The organism is Mesorhizobium sp. M1A.F.Ca.IN.022.06.1.1 (assembly GCF_003952605.1).
Lineage (GTDB): Bacteria > Pseudomonadota > Alphaproteobacteria > Rhizobiales > Rhizobiaceae > Mesorhizobium.
The window spans coordinates 5,306,166-5,323,465 of the sequence record NZ_CP034455.1 but is presented as its reverse complement, the minus strand read 5'-3'; the positions used below and the strand labels follow the sequence as shown (position 1 = coordinate 5,323,465).

12 protein-coding genes and 1 pseudogene are annotated in these 17,300 nt (G+C 62.8%); 3 read left to right on the top strand and 10 right to left on the bottom strand.

From position 1 onward, the window contains the following. Positions 1–78: 78 nt before the first annotated feature. From preA to EJ078_RS25270, 3 genes and pseudogenes are all read right to left on the bottom strand, one after another. Complete coding sequence (gene preA, locus EJ078_RS25280; RefSeq protein ID WP_067329150.1) at positions 79–1,392, bottom strand: NAD-dependent dihydropyrimidine dehydrogenase subunit PreA; 1,314 nt, start codon at positions 1,390–1,392, stop codon at positions 79–81. Positions 1,393–1,394: 2 nt separating this feature from the next. Further along, positions 1,395–2,759 (bottom strand): NAD(P)-dependent oxidoreductase, encoded by a 1,365-nt coding sequence (locus EJ078_RS25275; protein WP_066990587.1) that lies wholly within the window; start codon positions 2,757–2,759, stop codon positions 1,395–1,397. A 111-nt stretch (positions 2,760–2,870) separates the two neighbouring features. Beyond that, positions 2,871–3,597: pseudogene (locus EJ078_RS25270) on the bottom strand (gamma-glutamylcyclotransferase). Between the two features lie 279 nt (positions 3,598–3,876). On the opposite strand from EJ078_RS25270, the gene EJ078_RS25265 reads away from it, so the two are divergent. Continuing rightward, positions 3,877–4,653 (top strand): VOC family protein, encoded by a 777-nt coding sequence (locus tag EJ078_RS25265; RefSeq protein ID WP_127215517.1) that lies wholly within the window; start codon positions 3,877–3,879, stop codon positions 4,651–4,653. A 124-nt stretch (positions 4,654–4,777) separates the two neighbouring features. On the opposite strand, the gene EJ078_RS25260 is transcribed toward EJ078_RS25265, so the two are convergent. Next, positions 4,778–5,266 carry a hypothetical protein gene (locus EJ078_RS25260; RefSeq protein ID WP_067328944.1) on the bottom strand — a complete coding sequence of 163 codons (489 nt, stop codon included), beginning with the start codon at positions 5,264–5,266 and terminating at the stop codon, positions 4,778–4,780. 199 nt (positions 5,267–5,465) lie between these two features. Between EJ078_RS25260 and EJ078_RS25255 the strand changes: the two genes are divergently transcribed. Continuing rightward, positions 5,466–5,858 carry a DoxX family protein gene (locus tag EJ078_RS25255; RefSeq protein ID WP_067328942.1) on the top strand — a complete coding sequence of 131 codons (393 nt, stop codon included), beginning with the start codon at positions 5,466–5,468 and terminating at the stop codon, positions 5,856–5,858. A gap of 27 nt (positions 5,859–5,885) precedes the next feature. Here the strand turns inward: EJ078_RS25255 and EJ078_RS25250 are convergent, their stop codons facing one another. After that, a complete protein-coding gene (locus EJ078_RS25250) occupies positions 5,886–8,312 on the bottom strand; it encodes an FAD-dependent oxidoreductase (protein WP_128294362.1) in 2,427 nt (808 codons plus the stop codon). Between the two features lie 218 nt (positions 8,313–8,530). Continuing rightward, on the bottom strand, positions 8,531–10,069 hold the full coding sequence (locus EJ078_RS25245) for a trimethylamine methyltransferase family protein (protein WP_145992682.1): 1,539 nt from the start codon (positions 10,067–10,069) through the stop codon (positions 8,531–8,533). 212 nt (positions 10,070–10,281) lie between these two features. Here EJ078_RS25245 and EJ078_RS25240 point away from each other — a divergent pair, with 212 nt between their 5' ends. After that, positions 10,282–10,872, top strand: a complete 591-nt coding sequence (locus EJ078_RS25240; protein ID WP_127325140.1) for a transglycosylase SLT domain-containing protein — start codon at positions 10,282–10,284, stop codon at positions 10,870–10,872. A gap of 20 nt (positions 10,873–10,892) precedes the next feature. On the opposite strand, the gene EJ078_RS25235 is transcribed toward EJ078_RS25240, so the two are convergent. From EJ078_RS25235 to EJ078_RS25220, 4 genes are all read right to left on the bottom strand, one after another. After that, positions 10,893–13,103 (bottom strand): ABC transporter ATP-binding protein, encoded by a 2,211-nt coding sequence (locus EJ078_RS25235; RefSeq protein WP_067328934.1) that lies wholly within the window; start codon positions 13,101–13,103, stop codon positions 10,893–10,895. 50 nt (positions 13,104–13,153) lie between these two features. Beyond that, entirely contained in the window at positions 13,154–14,311 is a 1,158-nt protein-coding gene (locus EJ078_RS25230; RefSeq protein WP_066990564.1) for an ABC transporter permease, read from the bottom strand. Between the two features lie 12 nt (positions 14,312–14,323). Continuing rightward, positions 14,324–15,358 carry an ABC transporter permease gene (locus tag EJ078_RS25225; RefSeq protein ID WP_067328931.1) on the bottom strand — a complete coding sequence of 345 codons (1,035 nt, stop codon included), beginning with the start codon at positions 15,356–15,358 and terminating at the stop codon, positions 14,324–14,326. Between the two features lie 149 nt (positions 15,359–15,507). Next, the gene (locus tag EJ078_RS25220; RefSeq protein ID WP_095779087.1) at positions 15,508–17,166 is read right to left on the bottom strand and encodes an ABC transporter substrate-binding protein; all 1,659 of its coding nucleotides are present in this window, start codon (positions 17,164–17,166) and stop codon (positions 15,508–15,510) included. Positions 17,167–17,300: the final 134 nt, after the last annotated feature.

Here is a 17,300-nt window from a genome sequence, read left to right as displayed (position 1 = left end):
ATCATGGATAATTCTTATCTGCAATATAGGTAACGAAAAACGGCACCCGAAGGCGTCGCATTTCCTTCAAAAGTGTTCCTACTCCGCGGCCACCTTGGCCATCGGATTGTTCGGATGCGTCGTCCAGTTGGCGTAGACCGGCGACACCGGTATGCCCGTGCGCTGATCCAGCACGCCGGCGGCCAGCGGTTCCATGGTGATGCAGCCCTCGACCGGGCAGACATTGACGCAAAGATTGCACCCGACGCATTCGGCCTCGATCACCTCGAAATGCCTGACGCCGTCGACCATGCTGGTGATCGCCTGGTGCGAGGTGTCCTCGCAGGCGATGTGGCAGCGCCCGCATTTGATGCACGCGTCCTGGTCGATATGCGCCTTGGCGACATAGTTGAGGTTGAGATATTGCCAGTCCGTGACATTGGGTGTGGCGCGGCCGATGATGTCGGACAGCGAGGCGTGGCCCTTCTCGTCCATCCAGTTCTCCAGCCCCGCGATCATCTCCTGCACGATTTTGAAGCCGTATGTCATTGCCGCGGTGCAGACCTGCACGTTGCCGGCGCCGAGTGCCATGAATTCGGCAGCATCCCGCCAGGTTGTGATGCCGCCGATGCCCGAGATTGGCAGGCCGTGCGTTTCCGGATCGCGCGCGATCTCGGCCACCATGTTCATCGCGATCGGCTTCACCGCCGGGCCGCAATAGCCGCCATGCGAGCCCTTGCCATCGATGGTCGGCTGCGGCGCGAAACTGTCGAGGTCAACCCCGGTGATCGAGTTGATGGTGTTGATCAGCGACACCGCGTCCGTGCCGCCGGCTTTGGCGGCGCGCGCCGGCTTGCGGATGTCGGTGATGTTCGGCGTCAGCTTGGTGATGACCGGCATGCGCGTATACTGCTTGCACCAGCGCACCACCATCTCGATATATTCCGGCACCTGGCCCACCGCCGAGCCCATGCCGCGTTCGCTCATGCCGTGCGGGCAGCCGAAATTGAGCTCGATGCCGTCGGCGCCGGTCTCCTCGACCAGCGGCAGGATCGCCTTCCAGCTTTCCTCCTCGCAAGGCACCATGATCGAGGCGACCAGCGCCCGATCCGGCCAGTTCATCTTCACCTGCTTCATCTCGCGCAGATTGGTCTGCAGGTCGCGGTCGGTGATCAGCTCGATATTGTTCAGGCCGAGCAGCCGGCGGTCGGCGCCCCAGATCGCGCCGTAGCGCGGGCCGTTGACGTTGACGACCGGCGGGCCCTCTTCGCCAAGCGTCTTCCAGACCACGCCGCCCCAGCCGGCTTTGAAGGCGCGTTCGACATTATAGGCCTTGTCGGTCGGCGGCGCCGAAGCCAGCCAGAACGGATTTGGCGACTTGATGCCGACGAAGGTGTTGCGGATGTCTGCCATGCTCATGCCCTCCCGTTAGAGGTCAGTGCCCGGTGGATGGATTCGGCGGCGTCGCGGCCTTGCGCCACGGCCGAGACCGTCAGGTCGTCGCCGCCGAAGATGCAGTCGCCGCCCGCCCAGACTTTCGCCAGCGAGGTGCGGCCCTCGGCATCGACCCTGATGCGGCCGCCATCGAGCTCGATGGAGGCAACGCTGCCGTTGAGATGAGCCGGCACAAAGCTCTGGCCAATCGCCTTGAACACCTGGTCGGCGTTGAGCCTCAGCATTTCGCCGGTACCGGCGAGCTTGTCGCCATTCATGGCTGTGTATTCGAGCTCGATCGCCGACACTTTGCCGTTCTCGGCGATGACGCGCTTCGGCTGCAGCCAGTGGCGGATCGTGACGCCGTTCGCGGCGGCCAGATCCTGCTCGAAGCCGGAGGCATTCATATGCTCCTGGCCGCGCCGGTAGCAGATCGTCACCTCCTCGGCGCCGAGCAGCTTCGACTGCACCGCGGCGTCGATCGCCGTCATGCCGCCGCCGATGACGACGACGCGGCGGCCGACCGGCAGGCTGGAAAGGTCGCTTGCCTGCCTGAGTTCGGCGATGAACTCGACTGCGTTGGCGACGCCATCCGTATCCTCGCCTTCGGCGCGCAGCGCATTGACGCCGCCGAGCCCGAGGCCAAGGAACACCGCATCGTAGTTGCGGATCAGGTCGGAAAGCTGGAAGTCCCGTCCGAGCGCTTTGCCGTTCTGGATGTCGATGCCGCCGATCGCGGTGACGTAGTCGACCTCGGCCTGAGCGAAATCGTCGACGCTCTTGTAAGCCGCGATGCCGTATTCATTGAGGCCGCCAGCCTTCGGCCGCGCTTCGAGGATCGTCACATCGTGGCCGTGGCGGGCCAAGCGATGCGCCGCCGCCAGGCCCGCTGGCCCGGCGCCGACCACGGCGACCGTTTTTCCGGTCGGTTCGGCGCGCTTGTAGAACTGCTTGCCCTCATCCATCGCGACATCGGTCGCATAGCGCTGCAGCCGGCCGATCTGCACCGGCTTGCCCTCCGCGACCTCGCGCACGCAGACCTCTTCGCACAGCGTCTCCGTCGGGCAGACTCGGGCGCACATGCCGCCAAGAATGTTCTGGTCGAAAATGGTCTTGGCCGAGCCCAGCGGATTGCCGGTCGCGATCTGCCGGATGAACAACGGGATATCGATCGAGGTCGGGCATGCATTCATGCACGGCGCATCGTAGCAGAAATAGCAGCGATCGGCCTCAACCAGCGCCTCGTGGTGATCGAGCGGCGGGTGCAGGTCGGAAAAATTATCGGCGTATTGCTCCGCAGACAGCCGGCCGCCGGCTATGCCTTCGATGAAATGACCAGTCGCCATTCCAGTTCCCCTTGTTTGTTTTGAGGAAGGCTAGCACGTTTTATTTTTTTATCAATTGGTCAATTTTCGGCCAAGCTGCTGTATTGCTTGGACAAAACATGATAGTCGTACTCATATTATCGCCACGCCGATGTCTGTCGGTTCAGCGCTTTCAATCCTGGAGGGATGGATCGACCTGATCTCGTCTGCCACGAGTTCCTGCAGGCGCCACAGATTGCGGTCATGGATGCCGAATGTTTCCAGGTGGCTGACGGTGTAGTAAAGATATTCGGCGCCGGAACCTACATGGCCGCATGCGTGTGCCAGTGTCTTCGCCACCCTTTCGAGCGGCTGCCTGAGCGACGTGCCCCTACCCGTCACCCCGATCCAGAAGCCCAGCGCTTCGCAGCGATCCTTGCGCCGTGCGTACCGGAACCCACCGGACCGAGCTGACGCTTTCATGATCGTCGATTTCTCGCCGCAGCAATCTCTCGATCTGGGCGGGCTTCTCGCCGTCCGGCAGACGATAGATGACGCCGTCACAACGGCCGCCGCGCTCGAGCATCATCAACCCCGGCTGCGCGGCGCTGCCTCGCCAGCGCACCATGTCGAGGCAGAAGGAGCGATGCCAGCCATAGGCGGAGGCGCGGCGTTGCTCGATGGATTCCAACGCCGGCTTCCAGATCAGCGAGCCATAAGCGAACACCCAGAGCGGCCCCTCGTCGGCCTGGTCTGACAGGCGCGAGGCGAGCGCGCGGAAATCGTCGTCGTTAAGCTGGGTCCAGTCCCCGCTCGGACCAGGGTCGAGCTCCTCGCGATGGCACAAAGCCACTCTCGGGCGTAAGCGACATTCACGCATGGAAGACAGCCCCTCGTTGCCCGCAGCAAAGGCTAAAACCCCGGGCCATGCAAGATCACGGTTCCTATGGCGCTTCGCGCAGAACGGATAGGCCGACGCGCTTCAAGCTCCGATTTTGATGCGTGTCGGCCGCCCAAAACCGCTGCGCATTTTTGAGTGACATGCATGAGCGCCTTGCCGTTCTCGATTTCTGGTCCAGATGTCGGATTTCTGTCGCCGAGATCGTCCTACGATGGATCGGAACCGCGATCGCTGCCTGAACCGGTGAGGAGACCGACCATGCCGAATGCCGCAAAACCCTTCTTCTGGTACGAACTGATGACCACCGACCTCGACGCCGCCGAGGCTTTCTATACTGCTGTCGTCGGCTGGCGGGCCGAGCCCTTCGACAAGGCGTCGGGCATGCCGCGCTATATCGTGGTGAATTCCAGCCTGCGCGGCGTCGGCGGATTGATGACGATGCCGGAGGATGCCGCCAAGATGGGCATGCCGCCGGCCTGGCTCGGTTACATCTACACCAAGGACGTCGATGCCTCGACGAAGGCGCTCAAGGACGCTGGCGGTGCCGTTCATCGCGCGCCGGATGATATTCCCGGCGTCGGTCGCTTCGCCGTCGTCGCCGACCCGCAGGGCGCGACCTTCATGTTCCTGCAGCCCAACCAGCCCGAGCAGCCGCCGGTACCCGCTACCACGCCCGGCCATGTTGGCTGGCACGAGCTCTACACCTCGGACTGGAAAGCCGCTTTCGACTTCTATTCCAGCCAGTTCGGCTGGGAGAGCGCCGGTCAGTTCGACATGGGCGAGATGGGCCTCTACCAGACCTTCGGCGCCGGGCCCGAATCCGGCGGCGGCATGATGAACAAGCCGCCGCAGATCCCGGTCCCGGTCTGGCAGTTCTATTTCAACGTCGACGCGATCGACGCCGCCGCCAAGCGTGTCACCGACAATGGCGGCAAGGTATTGATGGGGCCGATGGAGGTGCCGAGCGCGCAGTGGATCATCCAATGCCAGGACCCGCAGGGCGCGCATTTCGCGCTGCTGGCGCCTGGGCGGTAGAAACTGCCGCCCCCTTGTGGGGCAGATATCCGGTCCATCCTCCGCAGCCGCGGCGCAGCTGCTGCGGAGGTCGGGCCGGGCAGAGGGGAGCGCTGGCCCGGCGCCGGCGTCGCCCTCTTGGGCGTCACTCCGGCGTCAGCACCGCCACTTTGAGATCGGCCTTCTTGGCGCCGCTGAGCTGCACGGTGGCCGGACCGGCCGACAGCTTGAAGCGCACGCTCTTGCGAATGCCTGGGCAGGTCTTCGCGCGGCTGAAGCCCGCCGACTTCACGGCGCGGCCGTCTTGGACGACATCGATCCAGACCTCATCGGACAGGCTGAACTGGAGCTCACCTTCAGCCGGTACGGTCACGCTTGCCATCGCGCCGAACGTGCCGGCTGCCGGTGCACGTCCAGGCGGAACTTCAAACCCGATCGTGTCGACCGCTGCAAGTGAGAAATCCGCCGCTTGCCCGACTGTCAGGGCCGCGCCGGACTGGGCGGCGGACGCTGACGGAAACAGGGCCTGCTCGCGTGTCACCGGCCATTTGAAGGCATCACAACCAGCATCGGCAGCTATGGCGAAGCTCGTGCCTGCAAGGAATGCGAAGAGGCTGATGGCGAATTTTTTCATGGCGATGGATTCCCGGATGATTTGGTGTATCCGCGCATCAATACAACTTATGAGAGCCAATTGCAACCACGGCGAGAATAAGCCGGAAGAGGTGAACTCATGCCCACTCACCGATTGTTGATGGCAGGGCATGGGAAGTGAATGGTCCGCTTCCGGGCGATAATTTATGGCGGGTCCGGAAGGGCAAGATGGAGTTTAGATGAAGCTTTTTGAAGGTCTCTCCCGCTATCAGCCGCAGGCGCTGGGCGTGCTTCGCATCATGACGGCGTTGCAGTTCACCGAGCACGGCACCCAGAAGCTGTTCAATTTCCCCGCCGGCGCCCATGCCGGGGCGCTGACGGGGCTCGCGCTGACGTCCGCAATCCTTGAATTCGCCGGCGGCATCCTGCTGGCGCTGGGGCTGTTGACCCGACCCGTGGCGTTCCTGCTCTGCGGCGAAATGGCCATCGCCTATTTCATGGCGCATTTCCCGCGCGACTTCTTCCCCGTTAACAATGGCGGCGACGCTGCGATCTCGTTCTGCTTCATTTTCCTCTATCTGGTCTTTGCCGGTCCCGGCGCTTTCGCGCTCGACAACCGCCGCAGCGCCTGATGCCCTGTGCGGACGCGCGCCTGTTTTTCAGGCGCGCATCCGCTCGAAATTGGCATCGAACAGCGGCGTTGCCTGAATGCGCGCGGCGTGGCGCTTGCCGAGGATCTCGATCTCGAAGCCGTCGGGCCCGTCGGCGATCTCCTTCGGCACGTAGCCCATGGCGATGGACTTTTTTGCATTGTGCGCATAGCCGCCGGACGTGACCCAGCCGCGCACGACGCCGTCATGCCAGATCGCCTCGTCACCGATGACATCGGCATCAGTGGTCTCGACGATGAAGGCGCGCAGCCGGAGCTTGCCGCCCTGCTTGCGCTCGGCAAGTGCTGCTTCCTTGCCGATGAAGTCAGCCTCCTTGCCATAGGCGACGAAACGGTTGAGCCCGGCCTCGACCGGTCCGTAGATCGGCCGGTATTCGCGCGCCCATGAGCCGTAATTCTTTTCGAGCCTGAGCGCATTGAGCGCGCGTGAGCCGAACAGGCCGATGCCGAATTCCTCGCCCGCTTTGACCAGCGCCTGGTAGGCGGCGCGCTGATATTCCGGCGCCACCCAGATCTCATAGCCGAGATCGCCGGTGTAGCTGACGCGGCCGACAAGACAGGGCGCCATGCCGATATCCATCCTGGCGACGGCCATGAATGGGAACGCCGCGCTGGAGACGTCGGCGCGGGTGACTTTGGCCAGCACCGCCCTCGCCTTCGGCCCGGCGATGGCTAGGCCGGTGAGCTTCTGCCCCAGCAATTTTATCTCCACCGAGCCGTCCTTCGGAAGATGCGCTTCGAACCAGCGCATATGGTACTGCTCGGCGACGCCGGAGCCGGCGATGAACCAGTCGCTGTCGTCGATGTTGGCGAGCGTGAAATCGCCGATCAGCTTGCCGTCTTCCTTCAGCATCGGCGCCAGCGTCATGCGGCCGGGTTTCGGCAACCTGCAGGCAAGCAGACGGTCGAGCCAGGCTGCCGCCCCCTCGCCCGTCACCTTGTACTTGGCGAAGCTCGAGATCTCCGAGAGGCCGACGCCGTTGCGAACGGCGGCCACTTCGCTGCCGACATGGTCGAAATCGGTCGACCGCCGCCAGGAGAACTCGTCCTTGACCCCTTCGGGCGCATACCAGAGCGGCACTTCCAGCCCAAAGGCGACGCCCCATTGCGCGCCCTTGGCCGACAATGTGTCGTAAAGGGGCGTTGTCTTCAGCGGACGCCCGGCCGGCAGTTCCTCGTTCGGGAAGCGGATCGAGAAGCGGCGCGAGTAATTCTCGCGCACCTTGGCATTGGTATAGGCCATCGTCGCCCAGTCGCCGTAGCGCGCCACGTCCATCGCCCAGATATCGGCGCCGGGATCACCCTCGATCATCCAGTTTGCGAGCGCCAGGCCAACACCGCCGCCTTGGGAAAAACCCGCCATGACGCCGCAGGCGACCCAGAAGCCCGGCAGGCCGCGCACCGGACCGACCAGCGGATTGCCATCCGGCGCAAAGGTGAAAGGTCCATTGATGATCTGCTTGATGCCGGTTTTCTGGAAGGCCGGGAAGTGACGGAAGCCGACTTCGAGCGAAGGCGCGATACGGTCGATATCCGGCTCCAAGAGCTCATGGCCGAAATTCCAGGGTGTGGAGAATTCGGACCAGACCTTGTTGGCTTTCTCGTAGGTGCCCATCAGCATGCCGCCGCGCTCCTGGCGCAGATAGAGCTCGCCGTCGAAGTCGACCGCATGGATGATTTCCGTGCCGGTTTTTTTGTTCCAGTCGGCGACCTCCGGCATGTCCTCGGTGATCAGGTACATGTGCTCCATGGCGAGCACCGGCAGTTCGAGCCCGACCATGCGGCCGACCTCGCGCGCCCAAAGACCGCCGGCGTTGACGAAATGCTCGGTGATCACATCGCCCTTGTTGGTGATGACGCGCCAAAGCCCGTCGGGCCGGCGCACGATGTCCTCGACCTTGGTGAAGCGCTCCACTTCCGCGCCCAGCTTCCGCGCCGCCTTGGCGTAAGCGTGGGTGACGCCGGAGGGATCGAGATGGCCGTCCTCCTTGTTGCGCACGGCGCCGACGAATTGCTTCGGATCAATGAGCGGCATCAACTCGGCCGCTTCCTTCGCCGAGATCACCTCGAGGTCGATGCCGAGATAGCGGCCCTTGGAGACGACGCCGCGCAGCCAGTCGAGCCGCGCCTCGGTTGCTGCCAAGAGCACGCCGCCGGTCAGATGCACCCCCGTCGCCTGGTCGGAAAGCTCCTCGATCTCCTTGTAGAGCGAGATCGTGTATTTCTGCAGCTTGGCGACGTTGGGATCGCCGTTGATGGTGTGCATGCCGCCGGCCGCGTGCCAGGTCGAGCCCGAGGTCAGCTCATCGCGCTCCAGAAGCACCACGTCCGTCCAGCCGTGGCGGGCAAGATGGAACAGCACGGAACATCCGACAACACCGCCGCCGATGACCACGACCTTTGCATGCGACTTCATGGGTTCTTCTCGTTATCTCAGTGAGTTGGATGACTGAGTGGATTCAGGATGAGAGGCATGTCTCTCCTCAAACGTCGGCGCTGCCCCTCACCCTTGCCCTCTCCCCGTGAAAAACGGGGAGAGGGGTCGCCAGCGCTGTAGCGCTTCCCTTCTCCCCGTCCTTCACGGAAGAAGGTGCCGGAAGGCGGATGAGGGGCGGCGCCAGCGTTCCAAAACCGTCACGGCTCGCCCTGCCCGATCGCTTCCTTGCGGCGCGCCATATAGGCTTCAAGTGCCTCGCGCACGGCTGGGTCCATTGTCGGCTGAACGTACTCTCCCAGCGCCTTCTTCCAGAGCCGGGTCGCGCGCGCCGTGGCATCGAGCGCGCCGGCCTCCTGCCAGGCCTCGTAGTTCTGCCAGTTGGAGAGCATCGGCTGATAGAAGGCGGTGGCATAGCGTTCAAGCGTATGCTGCTCGCCGAAGAAGTGGCCGCCGGTCGGCACGGCGCCCAATGCGTCGACCGCCAATTCGCCTTCGTCGACCACGATCGGCCGCAGGAATTCCATCATGTGCTGCATCATCTCGACATCGATGATGAGTTTTTCGAATGAGGCCGTCAGTCCGCCCTCCTGCCAGCCGGCGGCATGATAGACGAGGTTGCCGTGGCCAAGCACGGCGCCCCACAGCGCCATCAGCGTCTCGTAGGCGCCTTGCGCATCGGCGGCATTGGACGCCGAGCCCGGCGTCGTGCGGTACGGCAGATTGTAGCGCCGCGCCAATTGCCCGGAGGCGATGTTGGCCTTGGTGTTCTCCGGCGTGCCGAAGGCCGGCGCGCCGGACTTCATGTCGACATTGGAAGTGAAGGCGCCATACATCACCGGCGCGCCAGGCCGCACCAACTGGGTCAGCACGATGCCGAACAGTGCCTCGGCATTTTGCTGCGCCAGCGCGCCGGCAAGCGTCACCGGGCTCATCGCGCCCATCAGCGTGAACGGCGTCACCGCCACCGACTGGCCGAACTCGGCCATGGTCATCAGCCCTTCGGCCATCATCTCGTCGAAGCGGCGCGGCGAGTTGACGGAAATGATGGTGGTGACGCCGGGGTCCTGGCCGACCTGGTCGAGAGTCAAGCCACGCGCGATCGCCATCATCTCGATGCCGTCGAGGGCCCTGCCCCGGCCGATCGCCGAGACATGGAAGCATTTGTCGGTCAGCGTCAGATTGGCGAAGTAGGTGTCGAGGTGCCGCGAATTCGCCGGCAGCTCGATCGGCGCGCAGACCTGGTTCCCCAACATGTGGATGCAGTTGAAATGCTGCGCCAGCCGGACGAGATCGCAATAGTCGGCGAGATTGCCGGCGCGGCGGCCGCGCTCCATGTCGTGCACATTGGGCGGCCCGGCCACCAGCGTGAAGTTGATCGTGTTGCCGCCGAGATAAACGGCGTGAGCCGGGTTGCGTGGCGTAAGTGTGTAGCTGGCCTGTGTCGTCTTTAGCGCTTCGTCGACCATGCCCCGATCGAGGCGCACATTCATCGAGCTGTGATCGACCTTGGCGCCGGCGCGTTCAAACAGCGCGAGCGCTCGCGGGCTCATCACCTCGATGCCGAAATTTTCGAGAATATGCATCGAGGCCTGGTGAATGGACTCGATCTGGTCGGCCGAAAGCACCGCCATGGGCGGGTAAGGGTTGACCACACGCCGTGGCGGCAGCTGCGGAATGGGGGCGGGCCCGCGGTTGCTGGTCCGTTCGGCGCCGCGTTTTCGTCTTGGTTCGGTCATGGCGTCTATCAGAGCGCCGACGTCAGGCGCGAGCTGTCAGGAATTCGCCATTTGCCGGCGTGATTTTAGCCAAGGCGGCATTTTCTTCATTCTGATGAAGACAAATACGACGAGTGAAGTCGAAATATCGATAGGCCCAGATCGAGGAGCCTCGGTCGGCGTTAAGGAAGCTCGAAAGATTCCTTTTATGATTTCGCCCTATTCGTCTTCCGATGCCTAGCTCGAGTTTTAGTAAAATTGTCGTTGTCTCTGTGCTGCTGGCGCTTTCAGCCTGCGCGACGGCGCCCAGCCACATCAACAATGTCTGCGCCGTCTTCGACCAGAATGACGGTTGGTTCGACAACTGGCAGTCCGCCGCCGAGCGCACCGAACAAAAATACGGCATTCCCGTTCCGGTGCTGATGGCGACGGTGCGCAAGGAATCCGGCTTCAAAAGCAACGCCCGGCCACCGCGCACCAAGCTGCTCGGCTTCATTCCCTGGAAACATGTCTCCACCGCCGCGGGCTATTCGCAGGCGCTGGACGGCACCTGGTCGCAATATCAGATGGAGACCGGCAACTGGGCGGCGCGCCGCAGCCGTTTCGCCGACGCCATCGACTTCGTCGGCTGGTATCATTCCAAGACTGTCGACAGCTTCGGCGTCGCCCGCAACGACACCTACAGTCTCTATCTCGCCTACTATCTCGGCTGGTCGGCCTACGGACGCGGCAATCGCGGCGATGCCGGCGTGCAGAACTACGCGCGCGCCACGGACCAAATGGCCCGCGACTACGCCGCCCAGTTGCGGCAATGTGGGAACTGAGGCCGGGACCCGGCGAAGTTTTAGTTCGACTTCGGCCTCTTGCCCCTCGGGCGCTTGGGCGGGGTGCCGGCAAAGCCCGGCCCGGTGCCGTGCGGCGCGTCGTCCGGCACGCCTTCATGTGCCGCATGCTCCTTGTCGAACTTGATGACCGGCTCCATCTTCGCCAAGACATCGTCCGACAGCCAGCACAGGCTCATATGGCCGTTGCCGAGATTCTTCACCGGCGGCACCGTCGTCTCGCACAGATTGTCCGGCACCAGCTTCTTGTAGCCGCAGCGCGTCTGGAAGGGGCAGCCGGTCGGCGGGTTCATCGCCGATGGGATATCGCCTTCGAGCACGATGTGCTTCTTGACCACGCTGGTGTCGGCGATCGGGATCGCCGAGAGCAGCGCCTCGGTGTAGGGATGGTAGGGCGGCGAGAATATCTGGTCCGTCGTGCCCTGCTCGACGATATAGCCGAGATACATGACGACGACACGGTCGGCGATGTAGCGCACCACGGACAGGTCGTGGCTGATGAACAGCATCGTCGTCTTGTTCTTGCGCTGGATGTCCATCAAGAGCTCGGTCACCGCCGCCTGCACCGAGACGTCGAGCGCCGAGACCGGCTCGTCGGCCACCACCACCTTGGCGTCGCCAGCGAAGGCGCGGGCCACGCCGATGCGCTGCTTCTGGCCGCCTGAGAGCTGGCGCGGCTTGCGGGTCTCGAAGGCCCGCGGCAGCTTCACCAGGTCGAGCAGCTCCAGCATGCGCTTGCGCCGCTCGGCGACCGTCTTGCCGACATTGAACTTCTCCAGCGTGCGGATGATCTGCGAGCCGACCGTGTGGCTCGGGTTCAGCGTATCGAACGGGTTCTGGAACACCATCTGGATCGACGACACCGTCTCGACATTGCGGCTCTCGATGCCGGTCGACTGGATCTCCTTGTTGCCCAGCGTCACGGTGCCCGAGCTTGCGGTCTCAAGCCCCAAAAGCACCTTGGCGAGCGTCGATTTCCCGCAGCCGGACTCGCCGACGATCGCGACCGTTTCGGACTCGCGCGCGGTGAACGAAATCGTCTCGTTGGCCTTGACGACGCGGCCTTCGCTCGAGCCGAACACCTCGCTGCCGCCGACCTTGTAGTACTTCTTGAGATTGTCGATCTTGAGCACCGGCGCGCCGGGCTCGACCTTTTCGTTGACCTTCTTGGCGCCGGGCGGCAGCGCTTCCCAGTCGATCTCGTTGAAGCGCACGCAGCGCGAAAAATGGCCCTCATGCCCCTCGACGGCAACCATCGGAATTTCGGCGGCATTGCAGACGCCCTCGACGAAATGGTGACAGCGGGGTCCGAAATTGCATCCCTTCGGCCGCTCATGCGGCAGCGGCAATTGGCCGGGAATGGAGATCAGCGGCCGCGAATTCTTGTCGGCGCCGGGCAGCGGAATCGAGCGGAACAGCCCTTGCGTATAGGGGTGGCGCATCCGGTCGAACACGTCCTCGATCTTGCCGGTCTCGACGGCCTCGCCGGAATACATCACCGTGATCTTGTCGCAGGTCTCGAGAATGAGGCCGAGATTGTGCGACACGAAGATCATCGAGGTGCCGAACTTCTGGCCCAGTCCCTTGACCAGTTCGACGATGCCGGCCTCGACGGTGACGTCGAGCGCCGTCGTCGGCTCGTCGAGGAGCAGCAGCGCCGGTTTCGACAGCAGCGCCATGGCGATGACGATGCGCTGCTGCTGGCCGCCCGAAAGCTGGTGGGGATAGGAGCGCATCATGCGCTCCGGATCGGGCAGCTTGACCGCGCGCACCATCTCCAGTGCACGGTTATGGGCCTCTTCCTTCGAGACCTTGTCGTGGATCAGCGGCACTTCCATCAATTGCTGGCCGACCTTCATCGCCGGATTGAGGCTCGCCATCGGCTCCTGATAGATCATGGCGATCTTGTTGCCGCGGATGGCCCGAAGCTCCTCGTCGGACATCTCGCCCATGTCCCTGCCCTGGAACTTGATGCGGCCGCCGACGATCTTTCCGATGTTTGAGAGGTCGCGCATGATGCCGAGCGATACGGTCGACTTGCCGCAGCCGGATTCGCCGACGATGCCCATCGCCTCGCCGGGCATGACCGTGCAGGAAAAGTCCATCACCGCCGGGATCTCGCCCTTGCGGGTAAAGAAGGAGATCGAGAGGTTCTCGATCTCGATGATCGGCCCATTGGTCGTCTTGGCTGGATCTCGAACTGCCTCGTTCATGGGTCGCTCCAATCCTTGCTTCCTGGAAGATGGGGCCCGAAGCCCCGCCATCAATCCTTCATCGACTGTTCGCGCAGCGAATCCGCCAAAAGGTTCAGGCCCAGCACGAACGACATTAGCGCGATCGTCGGCGGCAGCGCCGGGTGGATGAAGGAGCGCAAGAGCCGGCTGGCATCCTTGATCGCGGTGCCCCAATCGGGACTCTCGGGCGCCAGCCCCAGGCCGAAATAACCGAGCGTGCCGAGCAGGATCGTCGTATAGCCGATGCGCAGGCAGGCATCGACGATCAGCGGTCCGCGTGCATTGGGCAGGATTTCCCATAGCATGATGTACCAGGGCGATTCACCGCGTGTCTGCGCCGCCGCCACGTAGTCGCGCGTCTTGATATCCATGGTCAGCCCGCGCACGATGCGGAACACGCCGGGGCTGGAAGCGAACACCACCGCCACGAAAATGTTGAGTTGGTTGGGATCGATGTGGACGATCCTCAGCGGATCCTTGTCGAAGACGAGGCCCGTATAGATCCAGCCCCCGATGACGAGCGTCAGGCCGAGCAGGATATAGAGCCGGTCCGGCCGGTTCTTGTAGCGGGTCCAGAACAGCACGCAAAAGAAGATGATCGGGAACAGGAAGAACAGCCCCGCCAGGGCGTACGGGATAGGCGTGTCCATGATGCCTGGCGTCACCAGCAGGTAGAACAAAAGGATCACCGGGAAGGCCAGCACCAGATTGGCGAGGAAGGACAGCACCGTGTCGATCTTGCCGCCGTAGTAACCGGCCGGCAGGCCGAGCGTGATGCCGACCATCAGCGCAAAACCGGTCGCCGCAGGCGCGATGATCAGCACGATCTGGCTGCCATAGACCATGCGCGAGAACACGTCGCGGGCGAGCTTGTCGCCGCCGAAATAGTAGACGAGCTTCGAAGTCGGCTCGATCGCGCCGGGCAGCGTATCCTTCATGATCGACACCTGGGCCAGCGGATCGAAAGGCGAGATGGTCGAGGCGAAGATCGCCGTGAACAGCCAGAACAGGCAGATGCCGACGCCGGCAATGCCGACGCCGCTGTCAAAGAGCTGGCCGTAGAGCCCGAGCTTCTTCTTGTAAGTAAAGCTAACGCCCATCACCAGGACAAGCGCGACCCATACCGGCCAGAAGCGCCAAAGCACGCCGAGCACGACATCGAAGGCACCGATATATTCGATCTGCATCCGCCCTGCCCCCTATTGAACTCTGATGCGCGGATTGAGAAACGCGTAGCCGACATCCGAGATGAGTTGGGTGATCAGCACGATGAATACCGAGACCAGCGAGCAGCCGAGCAGAAGGTCGATGTCGTTGTTGCCGGCGGCCTCGACCAGCGTGTAGCCGAAACCCTGGTAGCGGAACATCACCTCGACGATGACGACGCCGGTGAGCAGCCACGGGAACTGCAGCATGATGACGGTGAAAGGCGCGATCAGCGCGTTGCGTAGCGCGTGCTTGATCACCACACTGCCGAAGGAGAGGCCCTTGAGGCGGGCCGTGCGGATATACTGCTGCGTCATCACCTCGACCATCGAGGCCCGTGTCATGCGCGCGATATAGCCGGTGCCGTAGATCGCCAGAGTGATCACCGGCAGGGTGAAATTGTAGAAGGTGATGCCCTGGCTGGCGGATGCCGCCGAGCCGTTCAGCCAGCCCAACCACGAGGCGAAGATGACGGTGAAGATGACGCCCGACACATATTCGGGCGTCGCCGTCGAGGCGATGGAGGCCACCGACAGGGTCCGGTCCGTTCGCGAGCCTTCGCGCATGCCGGCAAGGATGCCGATGAGCAGCGAGATCGGCACCATCACCGCCAGCACCCAGAACATCAATATGCCGGTGGCGCCGAGTGCCGGAAACAGCTTGGCCGCGACCGTCGTCTTGAACTTGGTCGAACAGCCGAAATCGCCCTGCAGCACGCCGGAGAATTTCGGCTCGACTGGGTCGTTGCAGAAGGAGAAGCGCTGCGTCACCTTGCCGGTGGCAGGATCGGTGATCGGCTGCTTGGGCAGGACGCCCAGCCATTGGCCGTAGCGCGCAAAGAAGTTCTGCCGGTAGCCGTGATTGACCAGCCAGCTTTCGAGCTGTTCGGCCGACGTGTGCATCTCGGTCTGGCTGATCGCCAGCTTCTTCAAGTTGGGCTCGAGATTGACGAGAAAGAAGACGACCAGCGTCAGGCATAGCATCGTGAGCAGAATCGTGCCGATGCGTCTGGCAATGAATGAGAACATGCGCGCTCCCCTGCCGGCCGGGTTGGGGTCAGATAGGTTCAACCCTGTGTCGGATACCTTGTGAGGCTCCGCCGCCGTTGCACAATACGCAACGGCGACGAAGCTGCAAATAAGAGGGGCTGACGCCCCTCATATTTGTCGCAAAAGGATCACGCCTGTTCGAGCCAGACCTTGCCGAAGTCGTGCTCATAGGTCGGGTGCATCGAGTGGTTCTTCACCTCGGGCTTGATGTTGATGTAGAGCTTGCGCCAGTAGGGCTGGATGATGATTCCGGAATCCTGCAGGGTCTGCTCGATGTCCTTCATCACAACCTTGCGCTTCTCCGCATCGGCGATGCCGAGCGCCTCGTTGACCTTCTTGTCGAAGTCGGGATTGGCGTAGGCCGTCTCGTTCCACGCTTCGCCGGAGCGATAGGCGATGGAGATGACCTGGATGCCCAGCGGGCGCATGTTCCAGTTGGTTTGCGAGAACGGATACTTCGTCCAGTCGTTCCAGAAGGTCGAGCTCGGCAGCACGGTGCGCTTCACCTTGATGCCCGCTTCGCGCAGCTGGGCCGCGATCGCGTCCGTGGTGTTCTTGTGATAGTCTTCGTCGTTGCTGATCAGTTCGTGCTCGAAATCGATCACGCCGGCTTCCGTCAGCATCTGCTTGGCCTTGGCGATGTCGCGCTTGACCTCGGGCAGCTTGACATATTCCGGATGGATCGGCGCGACATGGTGGTTTTCAGCCGGGGTGCCGGCATTGCCGTAGCCGAGCTGCAGCACCGTGGCGTTGTCGACCGCAAGCAACATCGCCTGACGAACCTTCTGGTTGTCATACGGCTTGTGGGTGATGTTAAAGCGCGACACCACGGTGGCGGCCGTGACGACCTCCGAAACCGGCGCGCCGACATCAGCGATGATCTTGATGTAGTCGGCGGTCGTTTCGTGGTTGGTCTGGACTTCGCCGGATTCGAAAGCCGAAACCGTCGCCGCCGGATCGGTGCCGTAATCGATGAACTCGACACCATCGAGGAAAGCTTCGCCCTGCCACCACTTGCCGGTCTCGCGGCGCTTGTAGACCACCTTCTGGCCGACATCGTAGGAGACAAGCTCGAACGGGCCGGTGCCGATCGGGCAATTCTTGAAGTTGGCGCCCTTCTCATCGAAGGTCTTGTGCACGACCAGTGCCGGGTAATCGCACATGTTCGGGATGATCGCGATGTCGGGCTTGCTCAGCTTGAGCTTGACCGTCATGTCGTCGACCTTGACGACGGAGCCTTCGCGCAGCTTCTTGGTGCCGTCGTCGACCAGGCTGCCGAGGCGGCCAGGCATCGAGTTGCCTTCCGCTGCCTTGTCGGCCCAGCGGGTGAAATTGTAGATCACGTCGTCGGCGGTGAACTTGTCACCGTTATTCCATTCGACGCCTGGCCGCACATGCAGCGTGTATTCGGTGGCGTCGTCGTTGATGTCCCAGCTTGCCAGCAGGTAAGGCGCGAAGGTGTACTCCTTCGTGTACTTCACCAGCGGCTCGAGCGCCTGGCGCTCGGCGTTGGCAATCTCCGACCAGTCGGCGGTGCGTGGATCCTTGGGATCCTTGATCGACATGGCGACCTTCAGCACGCCGCCCTTCTTGCCCTGCACGTCCTCGGCCTTGGCCGGCGTCGGCGCGGCGAGACCGAGCATGCCGTAAGCCATTGCCGTCGATGCACCGAAAACGCTGGCCAAAGCCAGGAATTCACGGCGGTCCACCGTGCCCGACTTGGCCGCTTCGGCCATCGCCAGGATGTGGTCCGGAACGCGATCACCGTTACTTTTGTAGATTGCCATGACTGACTCCCATTGTTTGGCTTTCTGCCTTTTAACATTCCGCATCCAGACCGTGATGTCAAAAGCCGGTTTGGAATTGGAACATGGTGGGGAATGTGCAACTTTGGAATGGGGCCGGTTGGCGTGATAGCGAC